This window comes from Aeromonas sp. 25-248 (genome assembly GCF_053005425.1).
Genome location: NZ_JBRKTB010000021.1, coordinates 1 through 24,482, shown reverse-complemented (window position 1 = coordinate 24,482; position 24,482 = coordinate 1). Strand labels below are relative to the sequence as shown.

25 protein-coding genes are annotated in these 24,482 nt (G+C 63.6%); 11 read left to right on the top strand and 14 right to left on the bottom strand.

Annotation, left to right across the window (positions count from 1 at the left end):
- Positions 1 to 36 precede the first annotated feature (36 nt).
- Complete coding sequence (locus ACVDHI_RS19720; protein ID WP_010675578.1) at positions 37 to 954, top strand: ABC transporter ATP-binding protein; 918 nt, start codon at positions 37 to 39, stop codon at positions 952 to 954.
- Positions 951 to 1,724: an ABC transporter permease gene (locus ACVDHI_RS19715; RefSeq protein ID WP_010675577.1), complete on the top strand. Its 774-nt coding sequence runs from the start codon at positions 951 to 953 to the stop codon at positions 1,722 to 1,724. The genes ACVDHI_RS19720 and ACVDHI_RS19715 overlap by 4 nt, the downstream gene beginning before the upstream one ends.
- Before the next feature lie 60 nt (positions 1,725 to 1,784).
- On the opposite strand, the gene ACVDHI_RS19710 is transcribed toward ACVDHI_RS19715, so the two are convergent.
- From ACVDHI_RS19710 to thpR, 9 genes are all read right to left on the bottom strand, one after another.
- Positions 1,785 to 2,132, bottom strand: coding sequence for a putative quinol monooxygenase (locus ACVDHI_RS19710; RefSeq protein WP_010675576.1), 348 nt, complete (start codon positions 2,130 to 2,132; stop codon positions 1,785 to 1,787).
- A 20-nt stretch (positions 2,133 to 2,152) separates the two neighbouring features.
- Positions 2,153 to 3,007: a pantoate--beta-alanine ligase gene (gene panC, locus ACVDHI_RS19705; protein WP_221366176.1), complete on the bottom strand. Its 855-nt coding sequence runs from the start codon at positions 3,005 to 3,007 to the stop codon at positions 2,153 to 2,155.
- A 96-nt stretch (positions 3,008 to 3,103) separates the two neighbouring features.
- Positions 3,104 to 3,898 carry a 3-methyl-2-oxobutanoate hydroxymethyltransferase gene (gene panB, locus ACVDHI_RS19700; RefSeq protein ID WP_039040847.1) on the bottom strand — a complete coding sequence of 265 codons (795 nt, stop codon included), beginning with the start codon at positions 3,896 to 3,898 and terminating at the stop codon, positions 3,104 to 3,106.
- A gap of 20 nt (positions 3,899 to 3,918) precedes the next feature.
- Complete coding sequence (gene folK, locus ACVDHI_RS19695) at positions 3,919 to 4,416, bottom strand: 2-amino-4-hydroxy-6-hydroxymethyldihydropteridine diphosphokinase (protein WP_039040848.1); 498 nt, start codon at positions 4,414 to 4,416, stop codon at positions 3,919 to 3,921.
- Between the two features lie 10 nt (positions 4,417 to 4,426).
- Positions 4,427 to 5,917, bottom strand: coding sequence for a polynucleotide adenylyltransferase PcnB (gene pcnB / locus ACVDHI_RS19690; protein ID WP_029314802.1), 1,491 nt, complete (start codon positions 5,915 to 5,917; stop codon positions 4,427 to 4,429).
- A 100-nt stretch (positions 5,918 to 6,017) separates the two neighbouring features.
- Positions 6,018 to 6,920, bottom strand: coding sequence for a tRNA glutamyl-Q(34) synthetase GluQRS (gene gluQRS / locus ACVDHI_RS19685; protein ID WP_048208337.1), 903 nt, complete (start codon positions 6,918 to 6,920; stop codon positions 6,018 to 6,020).
- A 109-nt stretch (positions 6,921 to 7,029) separates the two neighbouring features.
- Positions 7,030 to 7,479: an RNA polymerase-binding protein DksA gene (gene dksA, locus ACVDHI_RS19680; RefSeq protein ID WP_029314801.1), complete on the bottom strand. Its 450-nt coding sequence runs from the start codon at positions 7,477 to 7,479 to the stop codon at positions 7,030 to 7,032.
- Between the two features lie 119 nt (positions 7,480 to 7,598).
- Complete coding sequence (gene sfsA, locus ACVDHI_RS19675) at positions 7,599 to 8,342, bottom strand: DNA/RNA nuclease SfsA (protein ID WP_447212434.1); 744 nt, start codon at positions 8,340 to 8,342, stop codon at positions 7,599 to 7,601.
- Complete coding sequence (thpR, locus tag ACVDHI_RS19670) at positions 8,339 to 8,884, bottom strand: RNA 2',3'-cyclic phosphodiesterase (protein WP_183148891.1); 546 nt, start codon at positions 8,882 to 8,884, stop codon at positions 8,339 to 8,341. Before thpR ends, sfsA begins: the two co-directional genes overlap by 4 nt.
- A gap of 184 nt (positions 8,885 to 9,068) precedes the next feature.
- Between thpR and hrpB the strand changes: the two genes are divergently transcribed.
- From hrpB to gloA2, 3 genes are all read left to right on the top strand, one after another.
- The gene (gene hrpB, locus ACVDHI_RS19665; protein WP_447212448.1) at positions 9,069 to 11,522 is read left to right on the top strand and encodes an ATP-dependent helicase HrpB; all 2,454 of its coding nucleotides are present in this window, start codon (positions 9,069 to 9,071) and stop codon (positions 11,520 to 11,522) included.
- 122 nt (positions 11,523 to 11,644) lie between these two features.
- Complete coding sequence (gene mrcB / locus ACVDHI_RS19660; RefSeq protein ID WP_010675566.1) at positions 11,645 to 13,966, top strand: penicillin-binding protein 1B; 2,322 nt, start codon at positions 11,645 to 11,647, stop codon at positions 13,964 to 13,966.
- Positions 13,967 to 14,008: 42 nt separating this feature from the next.
- Positions 14,009 to 14,410 (top strand): SMU1112c/YaeR family gloxylase I-like metalloprotein, encoded by a 402-nt coding sequence (gloA2, locus tag ACVDHI_RS19655; protein WP_010675565.1) that lies wholly within the window; start codon positions 14,009 to 14,011, stop codon positions 14,408 to 14,410.
- 89 nt (positions 14,411 to 14,499) lie between these two features.
- Here the strand turns inward: gloA2 and ACVDHI_RS19650 are convergent, their stop codons facing one another.
- Positions 14,500 to 14,820 carry an SMR family transporter gene (locus ACVDHI_RS19650; protein ID WP_052815233.1) on the bottom strand — a complete coding sequence of 107 codons (321 nt, stop codon included), beginning with the start codon at positions 14,818 to 14,820 and terminating at the stop codon, positions 14,500 to 14,502.
- Complete coding sequence (locus ACVDHI_RS19645) at positions 14,808 to 15,200, bottom strand: DMT family transporter (RefSeq protein WP_266140576.1); 393 nt, start codon at positions 15,198 to 15,200, stop codon at positions 14,808 to 14,810. The genes ACVDHI_RS19650 and ACVDHI_RS19645 overlap by 13 nt, the downstream gene beginning before the upstream one ends.
- Before the next feature lie 157 nt (positions 15,201 to 15,357).
- On the opposite strand from ACVDHI_RS19645, the gene ACVDHI_RS19640 reads away from it, so the two are divergent.
- Complete coding sequence (locus ACVDHI_RS19640) at positions 15,358 to 16,239, top strand: LysR family transcriptional regulator (protein ID WP_039040858.1); 882 nt, start codon at positions 15,358 to 15,360, stop codon at positions 16,237 to 16,239.
- A gap of 42 nt (positions 16,240 to 16,281) precedes the next feature.
- Here ACVDHI_RS19640 and ACVDHI_RS19635 read toward each other — a convergent pair whose 3' ends face one another.
- Positions 16,282 to 16,797 carry a DUF2937 family protein gene (locus ACVDHI_RS19635; RefSeq protein ID WP_447212433.1) on the bottom strand — a complete coding sequence of 172 codons (516 nt, stop codon included), beginning with the start codon at positions 16,795 to 16,797 and terminating at the stop codon, positions 16,282 to 16,284.
- 202 nt (positions 16,798 to 16,999) lie between these two features.
- On the opposite strand from ACVDHI_RS19635, the gene ACVDHI_RS19630 reads away from it, so the two are divergent.
- The gene (locus ACVDHI_RS19630; RefSeq protein ID WP_010675560.1) at positions 17,000 to 17,683 is read left to right on the top strand and encodes a phosphatase PAP2 family protein; all 684 of its coding nucleotides are present in this window, start codon (positions 17,000 to 17,002) and stop codon (positions 17,681 to 17,683) included.
- Between the two features lie 259 nt (positions 17,684 to 17,942).
- Positions 17,943 to 18,845 carry a sulfite exporter TauE/SafE family protein gene (locus ACVDHI_RS19625; RefSeq protein ID WP_324045513.1) on the top strand — a complete coding sequence of 301 codons (903 nt, stop codon included), beginning with the start codon at positions 17,943 to 17,945 and terminating at the stop codon, positions 18,843 to 18,845.
- Positions 18,846 to 18,891: 46 nt separating this feature from the next.
- Here the strand turns inward: ACVDHI_RS19625 and ACVDHI_RS19620 are convergent, their stop codons facing one another.
- On the bottom strand, positions 18,892 to 19,704 hold the full coding sequence (locus tag ACVDHI_RS19620) for a hypothetical protein (protein ID WP_447212447.1): 813 nt from the start codon (positions 19,702 to 19,704) through the stop codon (positions 18,892 to 18,894).
- A 200-nt stretch (positions 19,705 to 19,904) separates the two neighbouring features.
- A complete protein-coding gene (gene hemL, locus ACVDHI_RS19615; RefSeq protein ID WP_447212432.1) occupies positions 19,905 to 21,191 on the bottom strand; it encodes a glutamate-1-semialdehyde 2,1-aminomutase in 1,287 nt (428 codons plus the stop codon).
- A gap of 209 nt (positions 21,192 to 21,400) precedes the next feature.
- Between hemL and clcA the strand changes: the two genes are divergently transcribed.
- The 3 genes from clcA to erpA all read left to right on the top strand — a co-directional run bounded on the left by clcA (position 21,401) and on the right by erpA (position 24,015).
- Positions 21,401 to 22,795: a H(+)/Cl(-) exchange transporter ClcA gene (gene clcA, locus ACVDHI_RS19610; RefSeq protein WP_039040862.1), complete on the top strand. Its 1,395-nt coding sequence runs from the start codon at positions 21,401 to 21,403 to the stop codon at positions 22,793 to 22,795.
- A gap of 87 nt (positions 22,796 to 22,882) precedes the next feature.
- Entirely contained in the window at positions 22,883 to 23,575 is a 693-nt protein-coding gene (locus tag ACVDHI_RS19605) for a DUF6776 family protein (RefSeq protein ID WP_447212431.1), read from the top strand.
- An 89-nt stretch (positions 23,576 to 23,664) separates the two neighbouring features.
- Positions 23,665 to 24,015 (top strand): iron-sulfur cluster insertion protein ErpA, encoded by a 351-nt coding sequence (gene erpA, locus ACVDHI_RS19600; RefSeq protein ID WP_010675554.1) that lies wholly within the window; start codon positions 23,665 to 23,667, stop codon positions 24,013 to 24,015.
- The last annotated feature ends 467 nt before the right edge of the window (positions 24,016 to 24,482 follow it).

The following is a 24,482-nucleotide window of genomic DNA, read 5'->3' as shown; positions in this document are numbered from 1 at the left end:
TGTCTCGAGATGGGCTCATCCATCACAGGGGTTGCAATGAACGCATTGGAAATCAGCGGTCTGAAGAAGACCTATCAGGGGGGCGTCGAAGCCCTCAAGGGCATCGATCTCACCGTCAAACAGGGGGATTTCTTCGCCCTGCTCGGTCCCAACGGGGCGGGCAAATCCACCACCATCGGCGTGATCAGCTCACTGGTCAACAAGAGCGCCGGCAAGGTGAAGGTATTCGGTCATGACATCGATACCGATCTGGAGCTGGCCAAGTCCCAGCTCGGCCTGGTGCCCCAGGAGTTCAACTTCAGCCAGTTCGAGAAGGTGAGCCAGATAGTGACTCACCAGGCCGGTTTCTATGGAGTGCCGCGGGCCGAGGCCAAGGTGCGCGCCGAGAAGTACCTGCGCCAGCTCGATCTGTGGGACAAGCGCGACATGGCCGCCCGCACTCTCTCCGGTGGCATGAAGCGCCGGTTGATGATTGCCCGCGCCCTGATGCATGAGCCCAAGCTGCTGATCCTGGATGAGCCGACCGCCGGGGTGGACATCGAGATCCGCCGTTCCATGTGGAGTTTCCTCAAGGATCTCAACGAGCAGGGGGTGACCATCATCCTGACCACCCACTACCTGGAAGAGGCCGAGATGCTGTGCCGCAACATCGGCATCATCGACAAGGGCCGCCTCATCGAGAACACCAGCATGAAGAGCCTGCTCGGCAAGCTGGGTCGCGAGACCTTCTTGCTGGATCTGGTGCCGGGCTCCATCGTACCAGCCCTGCCCGAGTTCAACGGCCGGATGCAGGATGAGAACACCTTGGAAGTGGAGCTGGAGAAGAGCCAGTCCCTCAACAGCCTGTTCGAGCAGCTCTCCGCCCAGGGGGTGAAGGTGCTCAGCATGCGCAACAAGGCGAACCGGCTGGAAGAGCTGTTCGTCAATCTGGTAGAGGAGGGTCGCAAAGCATGAACCCCATGACCTATTACATCGCCTTCAAGAGCATTCTGGCCAAGGAAGTGAGCCGCTTCACCCGGATCTGGATCCAGACCCTGGTGCCGCCCGCCATCACCATGAGCCTCTACTTCGTCATCTTCGGCAACCTCATCGGCTCGCGCATCGGTGACATGGGGGGCTTCAGCTACATGGAGTTCATCGTACCCGGCCTCATCATGATGTCGGTCATCACCAACTCCTACTCCAACGTCGCCTCCTCCTTCTACAGCGCCAAGTTCCAGCGCAACGTGGAGGAGCTGCTGGTGGCGCCGGTGCCCAACTACATCATCATCGCGGGGTATGTGGGCGGTGGCGTGGCGCGCGGCCTCTGTGTCGGCCTCATCGTCACCCTGGTGTCGCTGTTCTTCGTGCCGCTGCAGATCCATCACCTGTTCAGCGTCTGCGTGACCGTGCTGCTCACCTCCATCCTCTTCTCCCTGGGGGGGCTCATCAACGCGGTGTTCGCGAAGTCGTTCGATGACATCAGCATCATCCCGACCTTCATCCTGACTCCCCTGACCTATCTGGGGGGCGTCTTCTACTCCATCACCCTGCTGCCGCCGTTCTGGCAGGGGGTTTCCCAGGTGAACCCCATCATCTACATGGTGAACGCGTTCCGCTACGGCTTCCTCGGGATCTCCGACGTGCCCCTCGGCACCGCCTATCTCATCATCATCGGCTTCATCCTGGTGCTCTACGGGATGGCCTGGTGGCTCATCTCCCGCGGCACCGGTCTGCGCCACTGAGGCGCAAACCCGCCAGCAAAAAGGCGCCCTCGGGCGCCTTTTTATTTGCACATGTCGGTCTCAGAGGGCCGGGGCATCGTAGTCCGCGGGCTCGTCGCTGTAGACGCAGACGTTCCACTTGGCCGCGAGGCCATCATCCGCGAGGCAGTAGCGCTCGAAGAAGGCCTTGATACCGGCGCGCTGGCAGTGGGCCTCGAAGCTCGCCATGTCGCGCCAGATCTCGTTGAAGACGATGGGGAAGCTCTCCCCCTCGGCAAAGGGGCTCTGGATATGGCGGGTGACGATGTACTGCAGGCAGCCATCTTCACGCAGGGTGTCGGGTTCGAGCCCTTGCAGGACGCGGAACAGGGCCTGCTCCTGACCCGGCTTGGGCTGGAACTGGGCGATGCAGTAAACCTTCTTGGACATCGTGGTCTCCTTGCCGTGTCTCAACCCCGCAGGGCGACGACCCGGTTGTCGATGAGGCGGGCCTTGCCCAGATAGGCGGCCATCAGGATCACCAGGCGCTGGCTCTCGGCGCTGGCGGATTCCAGGGTGTCGGCATCGACGATGTCGATGGCATCCGTCCTGAATCCCGCGTTGTCGAGGCGTTGGCTGGCCTGGGCAACCAGGGAGGGGAGGTGACTGTTCCCCGCTTCAATCTGCCCGGCAATCCAGTTCATGGTGCGCGCGAGCTCGGGGGCGATGGCCCGTTCGGCAGCGGTCAGATAGCCGTTGCGCGAAGAGAGGGCCAGCCCGTCTTCGGCCCGCACGGTCGGCACGCCCACGATCTCGATGGGCATGGCCATGTCGGCCACCATCTTGCGAATGAGCGCGAGCTGCTGGTAATCCTTCTCGCCAAAGCAGGCCACGTTCGGTTGTACCAGATTGAACAGCTTGGTGACCACGGTACTGACCCCGCGAAAATGCCCCGGACGCAGCGCCCCTTCCAGCAGGCTGGAGATGCCGGGCACCTCGACGAAGGTGTGGCTGGCGAGCCCCTGGGGATACATGATCTCCGGCGTCGGGGTGAAGACCAAGTCCACACCGGCGGCCTCCAGGGCGGCGCAATCCTGCTCCAGGGTGCGGGGGTAGTTGGCGAGATCCTCGGCCTTGTCGAACTGCAAGGGGTTCACAAAGATGCTGACTACCACTTTGTCGCCATGGCGGCGGGCCTCCTCGACCAGGGTGAGATGACCCTGATGCAGATTGCCCATGGTGGGCACGAATGCGATGGCGCGGCCTTCGCGATGCCATTGACCGATCTGCTCGCGCAGCGCGGCGGGATTGTTCACAACCAACATCGTCAGTTCACCTTCAGATGAATCAATAAAAGAGGGGGTCGTCAGGGGGGAGGGCGAGACGGGGGCACAGCCCCCCGCGCTCATGACGACAGAAAGTCAGTTGAAGCAGTGCTCGGGGCCGGGGAAGGTCCCCTCGCTCACCTGCTGCACGTAGAGACGAATGGCGGCACGCATGTCACCGGTCTCGGCCAGGAAGTTCTTGGTGAACTTGGGCACATAACCGGAGGTGATGCCGAAGGCATCGTGCATCACCAGGATCTGGCCGTCGGTGGCAGGGCCGGCACCGATGCCGATCACCGGAATGCGCAGCGCCTTGGTGATGCGCTCTGCCAGAGAGACGGGCACGCACTCGAGTACCAGCAACTGGATGCCAGCCGCTTGCAGCTCCAGCGCCTGGCGGTAGATCTCCTGGGCATGGAACTCGTCGCGCCCCTGCACCTTGAAGCCGCCAAACACGTGGACGGATTGCGGGGTCAGGCCGAGATGGCCGCACACCGGCACCCCGTTACGGGTCAGGTGGCGGATGGAGTCGCACAGCCAGTCCCCCCCTTCCATCTTCACCATGCGGGCACCGGCCGCCATCAGGCGCGCCGCGTTCTGGTAGGTCTGCTCCGGGGTGGCGTAGCTCATGAACGGCATGTCGGTCACCACCAGGGCATTGGTGGTGCCGCGCACCACGCAGCGGGTGTGATAGACCATCTCGTCCATGCTGACCGCCAGGGTGTCGTCTCCGCCCTGCAATACCATGCCGAGGGAGTCGCCGATTAGCAGCACCTGGGCGCCCTCGTCGTCGAACAGCTTGGCGAAGGTGGCGTCATAGGCGGTGATGGCGGTGATTTTCTGTCCGTCCTGCTTCATCTTCTGCAGGTGGGTAGTGGTGATCTTGCTCATTACGTTGTTCCTACTCTTCTCTACTCGCCTGCTGCACCGGCCAGGATCGCGAGTCCATTGCGCGGGCAGCGGGCAACCAGTTCGGTGAGCGGGGTGCCGCAGGGCAGCACCAGGGAGGGGGCTATCTCGGCAAGGGGCAGCAGGACGAACTCCCGCTCCTTCATGCCATAGTGAGGCACCGTCAGGCGCTCATGCCGGATGACCTCGTCGCCGTACAGCAGCAGATCGAGATCCAGGGTCCGGGGGCCCCAGCGCTCATCCTTGCGCACTCGCCCCTGTGCCTGCTCGATGCGCTGCAGCTCGTCCAGCAGCGCCAGAGGGCTGAGGCGGGTGGCAAGGCGCGCCACGGCATTGACGTAGTCCGGCTGATCCGCAGGGCCCATGGGGCGGCTGCCGTAAAGGTGGGAGGTCTGCAGCAGCTCTGACTCGGGCAGGGTCGCCAGCGCGGCGATGGCGCGACGAGCCTGGCCGAGGGGGTCGGCCAGGTTGGAGCCGATGGCGACGAAGACCTCGATCATCGGCGGATCCTTACTCTGCCGACTTCGGCTTGCGGCGACGGGGGCGACGGCGGTTGCGGCCATTGCCGCTGCGCTTCTCGCCATCACCGCTGCGGGAGTCGGCGCGCTCGCCGCTCGCCGGGCGGCGGGTCGCCTCCCGTTGCAGTTGCGGGCGCACATCCGGGTTGGAGGCAACATAGCGCTCCCACCAGCTCGCCAGCTCGCCGAGGCCGCGCTCGACCCGGTTGCGCAGCAACAGGAAGTCGAAGGCCGCACGGAATTTCGGATGCTCCATGGCGCGCTCGGGGTGTTTGCCCTGGCGGCGGGTCAGGCGCTGCTGCAGGGCCCAGATGTCGCGCACGTCCGTGGTGAAGCGGCGTGGCACGGCGATGATCCGCACCTGGTTGTCCAGCACCTCGTTGATGGCCAGCATGAAGGCGTCGTACCAGGGCAGACCGCTCTCGTTTTCCAGCACGCGGCCGCGGGCCTCGACGGCACCCCACAGCAGGGTGGCGTAGAGGAAGGCGGGGGTGACGCGCTTCTCTTCACGGACCCGGGTATCGGTGTCCATCAGCGCCTGCTCGATGAACTGCTCGTAGGGCGAGTTGCCGTGGGGCGTGAACAGGGCGGCTACCTGGGGGAACAGCGGCTGGAACAGCCCGTATTCCCGCAGCAACTTGTAGGTGGCCAGACCGTCCCCCGCCAGGAACAGCTTGAGGGTCTCCTCGAACAGGCGGGCGGCCGGGATGTCCTGCAGCAGCGGGGCCAGCTCCCGGATGGGCGCGGCGGTACGCGGGCTGATGGTCATGTCGAGCTTGGCGGCGAAGCGCACGGCGCGCAGCATGCGCACCGGATCTTCCCGGTAACGGGTCTCGGGGTCACCGATGAGCTCCAGCCTGCGCGCGGCCAGATCTTCCAGCCCGCCCTCGAAATCGTGCAGGGTGAAATCCTTGGCGCTGTAGTAGAGGGCGTTGACGGTAAAGTCGCGACGCTCGGCATCCTCTTCGATGGTGCCGTAGACGTTGTCCCGCAGCAGCATGCCTTCATCGGACTGGGCCGACACATGCTTGCTGGTATTGACCTGATGGTGGTGACCCCGGAAGGTGGCCACTTCGATCACGTCACGACCAAAGACGATGTGGGCCAGGCGGAAACGGCGGCCGATGAGGCGGCAGTTGCTGAACAGCGCCTTGATCTGCTCCGGCGTCGCGTCGGTGGCGATGTCGAAATCCTTGGGGGTCTTCCCGAGCAGCAGGTCACGGACGCCGCCGCCGACCAGGTAGGCCTCATAGCCCCCCTTGTTCAGGCGATAGAGCACCTTGAGGGCATTCTCGCTGATCTCTTTGCGCGAAATCGGGTGCTGGTCACGGCTCAAGGTACGGCGCTGTCCGGCGACACGGGCCGGAATGGGGGACTCCACCGACTGCTCGCCGTCTTCCTTGCCGAGCACTTTGCGGCAAAAGTTTGCGATCTGGGAAAAAATGGTACACCTCGTTATGACTTCAAATTGACGGGAGGCCAAAAAAATAGCGGCCTATCATAGCTCAGCCCCAACCAAATGAGAAACGGTGTGGCCTGCTTCCCCTTGATTGGTCCTTTTGGGGCAAGAAATGCAGCCGGGGCTAGCTTTGCCCTTGCGGGATCTTCTGCTGGCGGGGCACCCGGGCCAGCTGCCAGTGGGCGATGCCCCAGCCGATGATCTCGTCGATCCGGCTCGCCATCAGCTCGGGCGGCGGGCACTGACCGAGAAAGTGCAACGCCTGCCACAGGGCCGGTCGTACCTCGTCCTGCGACAGCGCCGGCGCATGGTTCTGCTTGGAGAGCTTGTTGCCATCCGCTTGCACCGCCAGCGGCAGGTGCACCCAATCGGGGACGGCAGCCCCCAGAGTCTGGTAGAGGGCAATCTGGCGCACCGTGGGTTCCAGCAGATCGGCGCCGCGGACGATCTCGGTGATGCCGCTGTCCATGTCATCCACCACCACCGCCAGGTTGTAGGCGTAGAGCCCGTCCCGGCGGCGCACGATGAAGTCCTCCTCCGCCAGCGCCGCGGGGACGGAGATCTCTCCCTGAAGCGCATCCTCGAACCGATAGACCGGGTGGTGCTGGCGCAAACGGGCGGCACACCCCTCGGCGGTCAGCCCCAGGGCGCGGCAATGACCGTTGTAGAATCCCCCTGCGGCCATGATTTCGCGCCGGGTACAGCGGCACCAGTAGAGATCCCCGGCCCGATAGAGCTGATCGATGATCTCGTCATAGCGGCCATGGCGCGCGCTCTGGAACATCACCTCCCCATCCCAGCCAAGACCGTGTGCCTCCAGGGTGGTGAGGATAAGGTCAGCCGCTCCCGGCATCTCCCGCGGGGGGTCGATGTCTTCGATGCGCACTAGCCAGCGGCCCTGCTGCGCCCTGGCCTGCAAGAAGCTGCCAAGGGCGGCGACCAGGGATCCGAAGTGGAGCGGACCGGACGGCGAGGGGGCGAAGCGGCCCACATAGGGGCGTCGGGAGGGGGGGGATGTCATGACCATGGCAGTTCGGGTAGGCGATGCATTGAGGCTGCATTCTGGGACGGCCCGACCAAAAGCTCAATAAAAAAGGGAGCCTAGGCTCCCTTTTCGTTTCTGTGGATGGGCGGCATCAGCCAGCCATCTGTTTTTCCTTGATCTCGGCCAGCGTCTTGCAGTCCACGCAGAGGTCTGCGGTCGGACGGGCTTCCAGACGGCGGATGCCGATCTCGATGCCGCAATGCTCGCAGTAACCGAAGTCATCTTCTTCGAGCAGCAGCAAGGTTTTCTCGATCTTCTTGATCAGCTTGCGTTCACGGTCGCGGGTGCGCAGTTCGAGAGCAAACTCTTCTTCTTGCGCGGCGCGATCCACGGGATCCGGGAAGTTGGCAGCCTCATCCTTCATGTGGTCGACGGTGCGGTCAACTTCCTGCATCAGTTGGTTGCGCCAGGCTCCCAGGATCTTGCGAAAATGTACCTTCTGTTGGTCATTCATGTACTCCTCACCGGCTTTCATCTGGTAAGGCTCTACACCCGCAATGGCCAGGGGGCCCAGAGATTTCCTGTTTTCGCCTGTTGGCATGCCCTGTCTCCTAATTCAGCACGCTACCCGTGCCATCCATAAATTGAGGGCGACATCTATAGCAGAAGGGTCAACGGGAGGCAAACAAGCCTTATCAATAATGTTACCCACTTCTGCATTTATTCTCTGCCCTCGGGTAGCATATGGTCAGATTCAAATGGGATAAAATCCTGAGCCACCATGCCCTGCACCCCAACATGGGGGCGATAGCATAAAATTTCAACCCCTGCCGCCATCGCCTGTTCAACAAGCTGACTATAGTGCGGATCGATATGGGCTGCAGGGCGCATTCTCGCGATGCCGGAGTGCAATACCATGAACAGCAGCACGGCCCGGTGCCCTGCCGCCTTCATGGCCATCAATTCACGCAAGTGCTTGGCGCCGCGGGTGGTGACCGCATCGGGGAAGTACCCCATGCCGGGTTGCTCCCGCTCGTCGAGCAGGGTGACGGATTTCACCTCGATGTAACAATCCGGCCTGTGGTCATCTTCCAGCAGCAGGTCGATGCGGCTGTTCTCTTCCCCGTATTTCACTTCGGTGCGCAGCCTGGCATAGCCTGCCAGGGGGGCGAGAGCGCCCTGTTCGATGAGCTCCCGGGCGATCTGGTTGGCACGGGCCGTGTTGACGCAGATGAAGTGACCCGCCGGGCTCTCGGCGATTTCCCAAGTGTTTGGCAGCTTGCGCTTGGGGTTGTCGGATGTGGAGTACCAGACCCGGGTGCCCGGCAGGGCGCAGCCGGTCATGGCACCGGTATTGGCGCAGTGGATGGTGATCACCTCGCCGTTGTCGAGCGCCACATCCGTCAGGAAGCGCTTGTAGCGGGAGATCAGCTGCCCGGACTGCAGGGGGGGATCGAAGATCATGGGGTGAGCTCCTCGCGGTGCGGGTTTTTGACGCGGGCCCGCAGGGGCCAGCAGGCGAGCGGTTCGTAGTGGACGCCGTCCGGCGTGCTGACGGATTGATAGAGGCAGAAGCGATCGGCCCTGAGCAGAAAATCCGGCGCAGGCAGCTCGCCGGGGGCCTCGCCCGCCTTGCGCGACAGGGTGACGTGGGGGCGATAGCCCTGCTCGCCGTTGCCCAGCCCGAGCTTTTCACCGTGGCGGCGCAGCGCCCTCGCGAGCACGGTCAGCTCGTTCGGCCACTCACCGGGCCCCACCCAGGCGGCTTTGGCGCGCTGAAACCAGCCGGTCTGATCCAGATGGACGCTGAAAGGGGGGCAGTGCTGTCGCTCGGCGGCCGCGATCAGGCGAGCCTGGGTCGCTTCGTCGGCCTCCCCGAGAAAGGCCAGGGTCAGGTGCAGGTTGCTCTCGGGCACCGGCTGGCCGGGCCAGGGGCGCTGGTCTCGCCAGGTCGCAAGCTCGGGGGCAAGCTCTGGCAGGGGCAGGGCAAAGAAGAGTTTGGGCATGCGGCGTGTCGGTCCTCGTGATGGGCATCGGATAAGGGCCATTCTATGGCAGCCGCTCCCGGGATGTCTTGCCGTGTTGCACCTGACGCTTCCTGCCCCTGCCCGGCAGGGGCGCTTACGATGGCCGGGAGGCTGTGGCAGAATGGACCCCTTTTCAGAAGTGTCACAGAAGGTGCCCATCGCTTTGTCTTCCCTCCCCATCGTCCCGGTGTTGCCCGAACTCTTTGCAGCCCTCGACAACCATACCAGCGTGATCCTGCAGGCGCCCCCCGGCGCTGGCAAATCGACCCTGCTGCCCCTGGAGCTGGTGCGCCAGCACCGGCTGCCCGGGCGCATCATCATGCTGGAGCCCAGGCGCCTCGCGGCGCGCAACATCGCGAGCTTCCTCGCGCGTCAGCTGGGGGAGAAGGTGGGCGAGCGCATCGGCTTGCGAGTGCGCGGGGAGAGCCGCACCAGCAGCCAGACCCGGCTCGAGATCGTGACCGAGGGGGTGCTGACCCGGATGCTGCAGCAGGATCCTGAGCTCAGCGGCGTGTCGCTCGTCATCTTTGACGAGTTCCACGAGCGCAGCCTGCACGCCGATACCGCGCTGGCCTTCGCCATCGAAAGCCAGCAGGGGTTGCGCGATGATCTCAAGCTCTTGGTGATGTCCGCCACTCTGGATGGCATGGCCCTGGAGCGCCTGCTGCCAGGCGCCCCCGTGGTGCGCTCCGAGGGGCGCGGCTTTCCCATCGAGTACCACTATCGCCCCGCCAATCGCCAGCAGTGGCTGGAACCCCAGGTCGGCGCCGTGGTGCTGGAGGCGCTCGCCAGTCAGGCTGGCAGTGCCCTGGTGTTCCTGCCGGGACAGGGGGAGATAGAGCGGCTGGCACAGTGGCTGGAAGGGCGGTTGCCAGGGGATGTGACCCTGGCTCCCCTCTATGGCCGTCTTGACCTCGCGGCCCAGCAGGCGGCCATCGAGCCTGCGCCTGCGGGTCGTCGCAAGCTGGTGCTCACCACCAACGTGGCGGAGACCTCCCTCACCATCGAGGGGATCTCCGTGGTCATCGACAGCGGATTGGAGCGGCGCGCCACCTTCGATATCAAGAGCGGCGTCACCCGGCTGGAGACCCGGCCCATCGCCAAAGCCTCCGCCACCCAGCGGGCGGGGCGGGCAGGGCGGCTTGGCCCCGGCGTCTGTTACCGGCTCTGGAGCTGCGAGGTGCAGGAGCGCCTCGCCGAGCAGAGTCCCCCCGACATCCTGACGCAAGAGCTCACCGGCCTGCTGATGGACGCCGCCCAGTGGGGGGCCCGGGTGGAGGCGCTGCCCCTGCTGGACATGCCGCCCCCTGCCGCCGTGGCCAGCGGCCGGCGGTTGCTGGTGGCCCTGGGCGCCATGGCCCCGGAAGGTGAGCAACAACTTACCCCGGCAGGCCGTGCCATGGCGGCCTTCGGCACCCATCCCCGCCTCGCCCGCATGTTGCTGCGGGCCCGGGAGCTGGAATCCGAGGGTCTGACAGGGATTGTCGCCGATGCGGCTTTCCTGGTGGCGCTGCTGGAAGAAGATCTGCGAGGATCGGAGCGCCTGTCCGTGCTGTTCCACCGCCGTCAGGGCGCCCTGCGCCAGGGGGCGGCCCGCTGGTTCGAGCGGCTCGGCGTGCGGGCAAGCAGCCCGCAGGGTCAATGGCTGGGGTTGCTGTGCGCCCTCGCCTGGCCCGATCGCATCGGCAAGCTGCGCAGTGGCAGCCGCTATCAGCTCAGTGGCGGGGTGAGCTGCGATCTGGTAGAAGGGCATCCCTGCCAGGGGCAGGGGGCCATCGTGGCCGTCGAAATGGGTCAGAACGAGCGCGGCAGCCGCATTTTCATCGCCGAGCCGGTGGCGCTGGATGAACTGGTGCGCCAGCTGCCCGAGCTGGTCGGCGAGCGCCAGTGGTTCGACTGGGATGATCGGGAGGAACGGGTGCGTGCGGAGCGCCAGCAGGTGCTCGGCGAGCTGGTGCTCGGCCAGCGGCCGCTGACGGATCTCTCCGATGAACAGAAGGGGCGCTGCCTGCTGCAGGGCATTCGGCGCAAGGGGCTGCACGTGCTGCCCTGGGACGAGAGCAGCGAGGGGCTGCTGGCCCGCTTGCGCTGCGCCCGCGACTGGCTGCCCGACGAAGCCTGGCCCGCCATGGATGAGGAGAGCCTGCTGGCCGACCTCGAGCAGTGGCTGCTGCCAGCGGTGAGCGGCATGACCCGGCTGGAGCAGTTGAAGCGGCTCGACATGAGCGACATCCTGCGCCAGTCTCTGCCCTGGCCCCTGCCAAGGCGGCTGGACGAGGCGCTGCCGAGCCACTTCACCGCACCGACCGGCAGCCGGGTACGGATCCGCTACCAGCCTGGTCAGGCGCCGGCGATCCCGGTGCGCATCCAGGAGATGTTCGGGCTGGGCGCGACCCCATGCGTGGCCGATGGCCGGGTCCCCCTGGTGGTGGAGCTGCTCTCCCCGGCCCAGCGCCCCTTGCAGATCACCGCGGATCTCGCCGCCTTCTGGGCGGGATCCTATGAGCAGGTGAAAAAAGAGATGAAGGGGCGCTACCCCCGTCACTACTGGCCGGACAACCCGCTGGAGGCGATGCCGACCCGGGTGACCAAGAAAAAGATGGGATTGCAGGAGTAGCCGACGGGGCAGTGATCGGTCGGTACGATCAGAACAAGATGGCGGTGGCACAGTCCCCTCCACAACAGGCATCGCAGGCCGCTCGCATCAGCGGGATGGCGAGGAGAACGACAAGAGGATTTATGGCAACCCAACGACGCAAGCGCACGCCCAAGAAGGCAGCGCCCAAACGCACCATCTGGCGCACCCTGTTCTGGCTGGGCTTCAAGCTCTCTCTGGTGGTGGCGGCCTTCATGGTGGTGTTTGGCATCTATCTCGACACCAAGGTGCGCGAGCGCTTCGACGGCGAGAAGTGGCAGTTGCCGGTGATGGTCTACAGCCGCCCGCTGGAGCTCTATCCCAGCCAGCGGCTCTCCCAGACCCAGATGCTGCGCGAGCTCAACATGCTGAGCTACAAGCAGGTGCGTCAGCCTCATACCCCGGGTGAGTACGCGGTGAGCGGCAACCGCATCGAGCTGGTGCGCCGGCCGTTCGAGTTCCACGACGGTGCCGACGGCGCCCGTGGCCTGCGTCTCACCTTCAACGGGGCGCGCCTCGAGGGGATCCAGTCCCTGGAGAACCAGCGCCAGCTCGGCTATGCCCAGATGGACCCGGTGCTGCTCGATCGCCTCAACACCGAGGATCGGGAAGACCGCCTGCTGGTACGCCTCTCCGAGGTGCCGGACAGCCTGCTGGTGACGCTGCTCACCACGGAAGACAGGGACTTCTACCAGCACGGCGGTGTCTCGCCGGTGGCCATCATGCGCGCCATGGCAGCCAACCTGCTGGCGGGTCGCACCGTGCAGGGGGGCAGTACGCTCACCCAGCAGCTCGCCAAGAACTTCTTCCTGACCCGTGAGCGCAGCCTGTGGCGCAAACTGCAGGAAGCCTACATGGCGGTGCTCATCGACTACCGCTACAGCAAGGACGAGATCCTGGAGGCCTACCTCAACGAGGTCTATCTGGGGCAGAACTTCTCCCAGGGGGTCTACGGCTTCGGGCTCGCCTCTTACTTCTACTTCGGTATTCCGGTCAACGAGCTGGACATCGATCAGGTGGCCCTGCTGGTGGGCATGGTGAAGGGCCCCTCCTATTACGATCCCTGGCGATTCCCCGACCGGGCCAAGGCGCGCCGGGATCTGGTGCTGAAACTGCTGGCGGATCACGGCAGCCTGACCCAGGCCGAGTATGACCTGGCCAGCAAGCAGCCCCTTGGCATCATCGCCCGCGGCCAGATGAGTTATGGCCGCACCCCGGCCTTCATGGGGCTGCTCAAGCGGGAGATCCAGAACCGCTTCGGCCCGGATCTGCTCAAGCAGTCCGGCCTCAAGATCTTCACCAGTCTGGATCCCATCGCCCAGCACGCCGCCGAGCAGGCGGTGGAGTCGGGTCTGGCCACCATCGAGAAGCAGCGTGGCAAGAAGAAGCTGGAGGCGGCCATGGTGGTCTCCGATTGGCACAAGGGCGAAGTGGTCGCCATGGTGGGGGGACGGGATCCCCGCTACGCCGGCTTCAACCGGGCGCTGGATGCCCGCCGTCAGATTGGCTCCCTGGTCAAACCGGCGGTCTACCTGACCGGCCTCTCCAACGGCCTGACCCTGGGCACGCCGCTTAAAGATCAGCCGATCCGCATTCGCGGCCAGGATGGCCAGATCTGGACGCCGCAGAACTACGACCGCAAGTTCCGCCAGAGCGTGCCCCTGATGGAGGCGCTCGCCAGCTCCCTCAACGTGCCGACCGTCAACCTCGGGATGCAGATAGGCCTGGACAAGGTGGTGGATACCCTGCACAAGCTGGGTGTGCAGCAGGAGATCCAGCCCTATCCGTCCCTGGTGCTGGGGGCGGTGGCGCTCTCGCCCATGGAGGTGAACCAGATGTACCTGCCCATTGCCAACCAGGGGTTGACCCAGCCCCTGTCGGCCATCCGGGCCGTGGTGAATGGCGAGGGGCGCCAGCTCTACCAGCATGACGAAGCGGCCAAGCGAGTGACGGATCCCCAGGCAAGCTGGCTGACTCTGTTCGCCATGACCAAGACGGTGAGCCAGGGGACGGCCCGTGCGCTCGGTGCCAAGTTCCCCGGGGCCACCATGGCAGCCAAGACCGGTACCACCAACGAGCTGCGTGACTCCTGGTTTGCCGGGATGGACAACAACGAGCTGGTGAGCGTCTGGGTCGGCCGTGACGACAACACCCCGGCCGGGCTGACCGGTGCCAGTGGCGCCTTGCAGCTGTTCAGCGGCTACATGAGCCAGCGAGGGGTCAACAGCCTGGGGCTGAAGATGCCCGAAGGGGTTAGCTGGGCCAACTTCTCCCGCTCGAGCGGTGCCCGGGTGGCCAGCGATTGTCCCGGCAGTCTCCAGGTGCCGGCCAAGCTGGCCGGTCTGGCCGAGCCCATGAGCTGTGCCAGCCCGGTCTCGGACCCGGCGAATGCCCTGGACAACTGGTTCAACGGTTTCTTCAACTGACGAAGACGGGCAGCGCAGGCTGCCCGTTTTGCAAGGATTGCCATGACCCATCCCCTGTTTGAGGCCATCCATCACGTGGCCATCATCGCCAGCGACTATCCGCGTTCGCGCCACTTCTATCACCAGGTGCTGGGGTTGCCCATCATTGCCGAGACCCTGCGGGCCGAGCGTCAGTCGTGGAAGCTGGATCTGGCGCTGCCGGACGGCAGCCAGCTGGAGCTGTTCAGCTTCCCGGCGCCGCCACCGCGCCCCTCCCGGCCGGAGGCGTGCGGGTTGCGCCACCTGGCGTTTCGGGTGGCGGATCTCGACCGGGTCATCGCCCACCTGGAGCAGCACGGGGTGGAAGTGGAGCCGGTGCGGGTGGACGAGCTGACCGGCAAGCGCTTTACCTTCTTCGCCGACCCCGACGGCCTGCCGCTGGAGCTGTACGAGGCAGCGCGTTAGGCTGCCTGTTGCAATCCGGGTGATCGGTTTGACCATGAAAAGGCCGCCCTGGGAACAGGGCGGCTTTTTTCATGGGGTTGGAGAGGGGATCATGCTGTGGTCAGCAGGGCGACCGCCACCGCCATCACCACCATGCCGAGCCAGCCGACGGGTCTGAGGCGCTCGCCGAACAGCAGCAGGCCCCCGAGGGCGGTGCCCAGAATGCCGATGGCGCCCCAGGTGGCATAGGCCACGGCCAGATCGATCTTGCCGGTACTGACCGCCTCGCTGAGCAGAGTGAAGGCACAGAGCACCAGCAGAATGCCGAGGACGCCCCACCCCTTGTCGCGAAAACCGATGGAGCGGTTGATCGCCATGTTGGCGCCGATATCCAGCAGGGCGGCGCCCAGTACGATGATCAACGGGTGCATGGGGCTTCCCTCCTCTGGTGGGTGGGGGCTGGTGCATCATGGGTCTCGCCCAGGGTCACCATGACAATCCCCACTATGGCCAGCGCCAGTCCGATCCACTCCTGGATGCTCAGCTCGTAGCCGAGGAACAGGACGGAGACGGCGGTGATGAGGGCGATCCCCAGCCCTTCCCACAGCGCAAACGCGATACCAATGGAGATTGTCCTGGCGGCCTTGGCGAGCAGCAGGTAGGAGAGGGTGATGAGGAGCCACATCGGCAGATAGTGGATCCAGCCGCTCTCGCTCTTTGGGATCAGGGCCATGGAGGAGGTGCCGGCGACCTCGGTCAGGATGGCCCCCGTCAGGAAGAGGCGGGCCAAAAGCAGGGGACGGGATGACATGCAGTTTCCTTCTGTTGCTGCGACGATGAGAGGATAACGGCACCCGAAACGGGCAAGGTTATCGCTGAGCGTCGAGAAAGCTGTCGCTGCTAGTTTGCCTTGGGGGCGGGCCAGGGGATAAGGTGGTGATGGAATAATCTGCCGCCAGTTTGAAGTCATGAAGCTAAATCAGATACAACTCTTTGTAGAAACAGCAGACAGTGGTTCGATAGCCAATGCCGCCAGACGACTTGGCAAGAGTCGCAGCGCCGTGAGCTCGGCGATAGCAACCCTGGAGGTGGAGCTTGGCGTCGAACTTTTCGAACGAGGGGCGAACCAGAGCCGACTGACCGAAATCGGCGAGCAAGTGCTGGACGACTGTCGGCGGCTGTTGCAGGCCGCCAACAGCCTGAAGCTCAAGTGCGAGCACCATGCCTCCGGTGCCGAGGTGGCGCTGCGGGTAGCCCGGGACGACGCCATTCCCGAGGTGGTATGGCGCGAGATGCTGGGAGCGCTGCGTCGCCAGTTTCCGGGCACCAGCATCTCCCTAGTGCTGGCCTCACCGCCGGAGCTGCCGGCCCTGGTGGAAGAGGGGTTCGTGGATGCCGCCTTCGGCCTCATCACCGAGGAACAGGAGCGCAGCGGTCTTTGCATCGACGTGCTCAACCCGATCCGCACCCTGATGGTGGTCGCGCCAAGCCACCCGCTGGCTGGGCTGAAGCGGGTGTTGCAGCAGGATCTGACTGATCACACCCAGGTCACTCTCTCCTATGTGGACGCGTTTTCGGTCAAGAGCCTGCTGCCCATCGGGGGGCAGCATATCGGGTTGTCGAGTTTCGAACTGATGCGGGATGCGGTGCTGGATGGTCTGGGCTGGGCGGTGCTGCCTTCACCCCTTATCCAGAGCCAGCTGCGCCAGGGGGAGCTGCTGACCCTGAAGCACAAGTTCAGTCTGCAGTGGCGCGATTACGGAGTCTATCTGTCGGAGAACGCCCATCACGGCAAGGTGCTGGCCTGGCTGAAGAAGGCCATAGAAGCCTATCTCGAACCCTTCGAGTAGCCGCTAACCGGGGTGGGCACCCCGGTTGGCAGTGAGAGGGGATCAGCGCAGGCCGTGACGGGGGACGCGCTGGCGGGAGCGAAATGGCAGCAGCAGGAGGCCGAGCAGCAGATCCCCCGCCAGAGAGGCCAGCAGACCCGCCGCCACGCCGCAGAAAATGGCGGCCTGTTTGAGGGGGACCACATAGCCGTAGTTGTGCAGGGTATCCTGCCAGAGGGCGGGATCGGCGCGCAGCAACAGGTGGGAGAGCTGCTGGTACCAGGGGCTCTCCCGCACGGCGATCTCCCCCTGAAGGTGCTGCTGCTGGTTCACCAGTTGCTGGAGGCTGGTGGCATCATGGGTGAAGACGGGATCCTGGCTGGCACCGTAATGGGCGACCAGCGCCTGCAGATCGCCATTGAAGTGCTGGTCCGCCGTGCGCTGGAAGGGGGCCAGCGCCAGACCAGCCTGCTGCAGCCGGGCATCCAGCCGCTGGAAGTAGAGATCGACCAGCCCGGGGATCTGTACACCTGCCAGCAAACCGAGGGCAAACAACATCATGCGAAGGTAGCTGCGCATCATCATCATCCTGAACGAAGGGAGCGCCCATACTAGCCGCAACCGGTGGGAGAGCCAAGGAGGGGGCGCGCTTGCCCACCTGGTCGGTGGCGCCAAAAGAAGATCCGATGGAATACCTTTGTTACACGAATTCTTACACTTTTGTGATGCAAGTCATCTTGCGGCTGGCCTAGAATGAGCGTTTTTCGAAGGACACGTCGGCATGAGCAAGTTCATTCCTTTCTATCTGGCCGGGGGCCTCATCGCCTTCAGTTGGGGCGCCCTGCCTGAGCACGGCCCCTGGGATGGGTGGGATCTCGCCCTCTTCCAGCTGGTCAATGGCTGGATTGGCCACTCCCCCCGTTGGGCCGATCTGGTGGCCATCACCAACAACCGCCTGTTCGATCTGGCCGCGCTGGCCTGCATGGGCGGGATCCTCGCCAGTTGCTTCTTCCGTGCCGACGGGCAGGAGCGCCGTCGTCTGGTGGCCATGGGGGTCGTGATGCTGCTGGGGGCCCTGGTGATCAATCAGCTCGGGCATCTGTTGCCGGTCAGCCGTCCCAGCCCCACCTTGATGGTGGACGGGGCACTGCGCCTGACCGAGATCAGTGCGATTCCCACCAAGGACTCCGCCGGTGACAGCTTCCCCGGTGATCACGCCCTCTTCCTGATGATCTTCGCCGGTTTTGCCCTGCGCTATCTGCCGCGCTGGGCCGGGGTGGTTGCGGTGGTGATGGTGCCCCTGTTTTCGGCGCCCCGCATCCTGGCGGGTGCGCACTGGATGACGGACGTCTATGTAGGCGCTCTTTGCCTCTCCCTGATCTGCCTGCCGCTGCTGTTGCTCACTCCCGTGTCGGATCGCCTGATCGACCGCCTGGCTCCTCGGCTGCCACGCTGGATTGCCTGACGGAGAATGAAAAAAGAAGGCGGGTCACCCCGCCTTCTTTCGTTTACGCCTCACCGGTGCTGTGGTCGTCGCGAAATGACCAGGACTACGCCCGATGAGCCCGGGCTGTCGCCCTCCCAACCAGTATGGATAGCCCCATTCGGGTTCTGCCAGCCAAAATAGTCGGGGCCAAACGTTTGCACCCGTCGTCTCATGATCCTGGCCAGGATTTTTTCCCTCCGCTGCCTTAGAATCGCCGCCCGTTGTTGGAGGTCTCCCCATGCTTGTCACTTTTCTGCGTCTCTTGTTTATCGGTTGTGCCCTGGTCTTTCTCTTTATGCTGGTCCGTGCCTGGTGGCACAAACGGCGTCATGGCCAGCTCGAAGCCACCCCTTTCTGGCCGGTGGCGGCCATCGGTTTTGTGGCCAATTTTCTCGATACCCTGGGGGTGGGGAGCTTTGCGGTGAAGACCGCCTGCTACAAGCAGTTCAGGTTGATCGATGATCGGGTGCTGCCCGGTACCCTCAACGGCCAGTGCGTGCTGCCGACCGTGACCCAGGCTCTCATCTTCATCGGCGTGGTCAACGTGGATCCCATGACCCTCATCAGCATGATGGCGGCGGCAGCAGCCGGTGCGGCCTGGGGCGCCCGTTACGTGGCTTCCTTTGATCGCCAGACCATCCGGCTGGTGATGGCGGTCTCCCTGCTGGTGGTCGCCGGTCTCATCTTTGCCGGTCTGCTTGGGCTCTTCCCCCTCGGTGGCGAGGCCATGGGGCTGAGCGGTTACAAGCTGGGGATCGCCCTTGCCGGCAACTTCCTGTTCGGAGCCCTGATGAACGTCGGTATCGGCCTGTTCGCCCCCTGCATGACCCTGGTCTATCTGCTCGGCATGAACCCGCTGGTGGCCTTCCCCATCATGATGGGATCCACCGCCGTGCTCAGCGTCTTCTCGGCGGGGACCTTCATTCGCATGGGGGCTTTCGATGCGCGGGCCGTGCTGGCGGTGGCCATCTTCGGCCCCATCGGCGTGGTGCTGGCGGCCATGCTGGTCAAATCCATGGAGATGGAGATGCTCAAATGGCTGGTGGCCTTCATCGTCATCTATACCTCCTGGACCATGTACGCCTCCTGGCGGGCGGCGCGGCGACAGCCAGCGCCCGCGCTGGCAGAGGCGACGAGCTAGCTGGCGTCGGCGAGGCCCGCCTGCACGGGCGCCCCGCGTTGGTATGTCATCCCGCTCGCCCGGTCCTGGCGCGTCTTCTGATGCCTCTGGCAGCCCCCTCCGGGTGGGCGGCCTGCTGGCTGGAGGCGACCAGTGCGGCTTCCGCCCTGGCACCGAGAAACACATAGAGCCCCAGCGCCAGCAGCAACCCCACGGCGCAGCCCATCACCCCCACCGCAGGCCAGAGCAGTTCGCTCTGGCCGAGGGATCCCTTGAACAGCAGCAGCAACCCCTCGATGGAGACCGCGATCAGGATGGCGGCGATAAAGCGGGTAATGGTGCGCCGGATGGCGCTGTGGCGGAAGATGTCCTTATGCAGCAGCACTTCCTCTTCGAGGATGGTCTTGCCGAGATCGAACACCGCCAGCGCGAGCGTGAGGAAGATGATGGCGCTGAAGGCGCCGAGCCGGTTCTGCTGGGTGCCGCACAGCAGCAGATAGAGCTGTTCCAGCCCGTGCCAGATGAGGGTGCCGACGATGAGAAACAGGGCCAGACTCAGGACGACGTAGACGGCCCTGAACCAGGGAATGGCGCGCCGCCGCTCCCTGTCCCCCATCAGCCAGGCGATCAGCTGGTGCAGGTTGATCTCCAGCTCCCGGCCATGGCCCTGCACCAGCAGGCGCAGCTGCCCCTGGGCCGCCGGAACGGGCGCCAGTATGGCAGGCCTGATCTGGGGGGCCTGGCTCTTCACCTCCTCGACGAAGGCATAGGTCTTGAGAGACGCCTCGGGGAGGGTGAGCAGCCCCAGCAGCAGGGGGGCCAGCTCGGTTTCGTACTCCTGATAGCGCCGCAGCACATCGATGGGGCTCATCTCTGCCATATACACCTCGGTCAAATGGGCTCCTGAAGCAGGGGCCTGCAAATTGTGGGCCCGATTTATGACAGCCCGTGTACGGCGCGGCGCACCAGCAGGTGGCAAGGCTCCGGTGAGGGACTTAAGGATGCACCACTATGGTGCCTTGCCGGGATGAGCAAACAAAAAAGGGCCCCATCGGGGCCCTCTGCACATCTTGCGGCTTGTCAGCCAGCCAGCTTGGCGAAGCTGCGCTCGGCGGCCGCCAGAGTGTGTTCGATCTCCTTGTCGCCGTGGGCCAGCGACAGGAAGCCCGCCTCGTAGGCGCTCGGAGCCAGATAGACACCCTCTTCCAGCATCAGATGGTAGAAGCGCTTGAAGCGTTCCATGTCGCAGCGAGTGACCTGCTCGTAGCGGGTGATCTCGGGCTCGTCGGTGAAGAAGAAGCCGAACATGCCGCCCACGTAGTTGATGGCAAGCGGGATGCCGTGCCTGGCGGCGGCGGCTTTCAGCCCCTCGGCGACACGGGCGGTCTTGGCGCTCAGCTGCTCATAGAGGCCCGGCTCCAGCAGCAGGTCCAGCATGGTGAGGCCGGCGGCCATGGCCACCGGGTTGCCGGAGAGGGTACCAGCCTGATAGACGGGGCCGGTCGGGGCTATGTGCTGCATCACCTTCTTCTTGCCGCCGAAGGCGCCTACCGGCATGCCGGCACCGATGATCTTGCCGAGGGTGGTGAGATCCGGATCGATGTTGTAGTGGCCCTGGGCACCGCGCAGGGAGACGCGAAAACCCGTCATCACCTCGTCCAGGATCAGCAGGGCGCCGAATTCGTCACAAATGGCGCGCAGCCCTTCCAGGAAGCCGGGCACCGGCGGGATGCAGTTCATGTTGCCGGCTACCGGCTCGACGATGATACAGGCGATCTCGCTGCCGTACTGGGTAAAGGCTTCGCGCACCGAATCCAGATCGTTAAAGACACAGGTGAGCGTGTGTTTGGCGAAATCGGCCGGTACGCCCGGGCTGTTGGGCTGACCCAGGGTGAGGGCGCCGGAACCGGCCTTGACCAGCAGGGAGTCGGCATGGCCGTGGTAGCAGCCTTCAAACTTGACGATCTTGTCGCGACCGGTGTAGCCGCGGGCCAGCCGGATGGCGCTCATGGTCGCCTCGGTGCCGGAGTTGACCATCCGCACCTGCTCTATGGAGGGGACGATCTGGCGCACCTTCTCGGCCATCAGCACTTCGATCTCGGTTGGGGCACCGTAGCTCAGTCCCTTCTCCACCGCCTTGATGACCGCGGCCTTGATGGCCGGGTGGTTGTGGCCCAGCAGCATGGGGCCCCAGGAACCGATGTAATCCACATAGGCCTGACCATCCACGTCATAGAGGTAGGCGCCATCGGCGTGATCGATGAAGCGGGGTGTGCCGCCGACCCCGTTGAAGGCGCGGACCGGTGAGTTGACGCCACCGGGAATGGTCTGGCGGGCCTGTTCAAACAGCTGATCTGATTTTGACATGGATCATCCTTAATGGGATTTTGGTCGTTACCCGGGCGCAGGCTGCCGATTGCGGCTCGGCAGGGGATGGCGGGAGGAGTATGCTTTGCGCTCTCGCCCCGGACTCTCGCCCGTGATACATGAAACGGGCCGACTATAGCAGAAAGGCCCAGAGCTGGGCAGCCGAGGCCGAGGTGTGTCTGGTCCTCGTTAGATGAGCGTGATTATCCATGGAGCAACAAGCCATTCCTTCCGCCGACGCGGCCTCGCTGCGTCGTCCTCCAGTCTTGCAGCGCCTGATACGGCGGGACAAGATGCCGCTGCTGGTGCTCCTGTTGGCGGCCCTGGTCGGCCTGCTGGCAGGCCTGGTGTGCGGATTGTTCGAGTCTTGCGTTCACTGGCTGGCCCAGCAGCGTGTCGACTTGCTGGCCGATCGCCCCTGGTGGCAGCTCGGTCTGCTCGGCTTTGGTTTCAGCGCCCTGCTGGGGTTGGTCGGCTATTTCCTCACTCATGCCTTTGCCCCCGAGGCGGGGGGATCCGGTATCCCGGAAATTGAAGGGGCCATGGACGACCTGCGCCCGGTACGCTGGTGGCGGGTGTTGCCGGTGAAGTTTTTTGGCGGGGTCTGTACCTTGAGTTCCGGCATGGTGCTGGGGCGGGAGGGGCCCTCGGTGCAGATAGGGGGCAACCTCGGCAAGATGGTGGCGGATATCTTCCGGTTGCCCAAGGAGCATGGCCACGCCCTGCTGGCTGCCGGTGCGGCGGGTGGTCTCGCTGCGGCCTTCAATGCCCCGCTGGCAGGGATACTGTTTGTCATGGAAGAGATGCGACCGCAATTTCGCTACTCCTTCCTCGCCATCAAGGCGGTCGGGATTTCGGCCGTCATGGCGACCCTGATGCTGCAGAACATGAAAGGGCAATCCCCCGTCATCATGCTGCCTCACTACGACGCTCCGGCCTTGAAGGCGCTCTGGCTGTTTCTCTTCATGGGGGGCTGCTTTGGTGTGCTGGGGTTCGTCTTCAACAAGCTGGTGCTCGCCTGTCAGGATGGTTACCTGGCATTGCATCAGAACAAGCGCCACCGCTTCGTCATCATCGGCATGGGGGTGGCTGGAACCTTTGGCATGCTGTCGCTGTTCGCCCCTTCGGTCACTGGAGGGGGAATCGAGCTCATCCCGCATCTGACGGGGGGAGACTATGCGATGGCGACGCTCTTCATCATCTTCTCGGTGCGACTGGTGGGTACCCTCATCTGCTTTTGCTCGGGGGCCCCTGGTGGTGTCTTTGCGCCGACCCTGGCGCTGGGCACCCTGTTCGGGGTGATCTTTGGTCACCTGTTCCACTCTGCATTTCCCGATCTCGGCATCGAACCGGGCGCCTTTGCCATCGCCGGCATGGGGGCGCTCTTCGCCGCCACCGTGCGTGCCCCCATTACAGGCATCGTGCTGGTGACCGAGATGACAGACAACTATCAGCTGATCCTGCCCATGATGATCACCACCATAGGGGCAACCCTGGTGGCGCAATGGTTGGGGGGGCGCCCTATCTATTCCCAGATCCTGGAGCGAACTTTACGGCTTGCTGCGCGTCAAAACCGGGGTGAAAGCAGCATCGCGACCGGTTAACTCTTTGTTTATCCGTATCAATCCGGCATGGTCGCGTATAGTGAAAAGAAACCGGCCGTGTGGATGTCGGCATAGAGAAGAGGCCTTATGTCCCAAATCGTGAAGTTATTGGTGGTGCTGGCCGTGGGGGCATGTATCGGTTATGTCGTCGGGAACAGACAGGAGCTGGCTCAGAGCAGCCTGATGACGGTGCAGCAAGAGACGTTGGAGCGTCAGAGCAAGGCCATTGCACAACTGAAGACGGATCTCGGCGTCAGGGAGACCCTGCTGGCGACCCAGAAGGCCGCCTTCGAGCAACTTCAGCAGACGCTCAAGGATCAGGAAGCCCAGGTACAGGAGCAGAAACGCCAGCTGGCCTTCTTCGAGCGCATCATGCGTCCCACCGGCGAACAGGTGGGGGTATCCATCGACAATCTGACATTGCAGGAGACGAGTGTGCCGGGTCGCTACCACTATCGTCTGGCGCTCACACAACCCGCCAAGAAGCGGGAGCTGTTTCGGGGGCAGGTGCAGATCCGGCTCGAAGGCAGTCTGGCTGACAAGCCCAGGATCCTCAGTGGCCGGGATCTTGGCATGAAGGTGGGGGAGGGACGCTACGCGTTGCGATATTTCCAGCTCTTGGAGGGCATTTGGCAGCTTCCCTCAGGCTTCATCCCGGACAGGGTGAGAATCCTCATCCCGAAGGAGGGACGGCAACCGGCCCAGGAGCTGGTTGCTGAGTGGAACGAGGTGCTCAAGCCTCTGATCGCTCAACCAGCCCCCTTGCCGGCAGCACAGTAAGAGAGTGGTGAATACTTGAACTAAATGGTCGGGTATTGGATAATTTCGCGGTTTCCATGTTTGTGGATGTAACGGTTGTGAGGTCAGCAATGAGTGCAGTAGCAGAAGCCCCCTTGCCCATCCAGATGACGGATGCGGCAGCCAACAAGGTAAAGACCTTGATCACCGAAGAAGAGAATCCCGAACTCAAGTTGCGGGTCTACATCACTGGGGGGGGCTGCTCCGGTTTCCAGTACGGTTTCACGTTTGACGAGAAAATCAATGATGGCGATACCGTGGTCGAGAAGAGCGGCGTCACCATGGTGATCGATCCCATGAGCCTGCAATACCTGGTCGGCGGCAGCGTGGATTACACCGAAGGCCTGGAAGGTTCCCGTTTCACCGTGACCAACCCCAACGCCACGACGACCTGCGGTTGCGGTTCCAGTTTCTCCATCTGATCTACAAGCAGCGTGATATGAAGGGCCCCGAGGGGCCTTTTTCATTTTTGTATGCCTGGCGTGGCTGGCATGTAGATCTTGATGTGGCTAAAACGGGTACCGATTGGTAGCGATAGAGAAGGTGTGCAGGCTCATTTAGATGAATTATTGACGGCTTTTTAGCCTGATTGGTTGTTGATTAAACACCTGAGCGTCTTTTTCAAATAAACACGTAGTTTTCGCTTGTCAGCGAGAATCATATCCCTATAATGCGCCTCCATCAGCACGGCGCAGTGCGCGTCTGGTTCACCTTGCAAAGCAAGATGGTGAGGGTTATAGTTTAAGACCCTGCTCTTTAACAATTTGAATCAAGCAATCTGTGTGGGCACTCACAGCATCGAGCATCAAAAGCAATTTTTGATTTTCAATGTCTGATGAAGTGACCAAAGCAACGAAAGTTGCAGCAGTTAATTCAGCAATTCATTGAG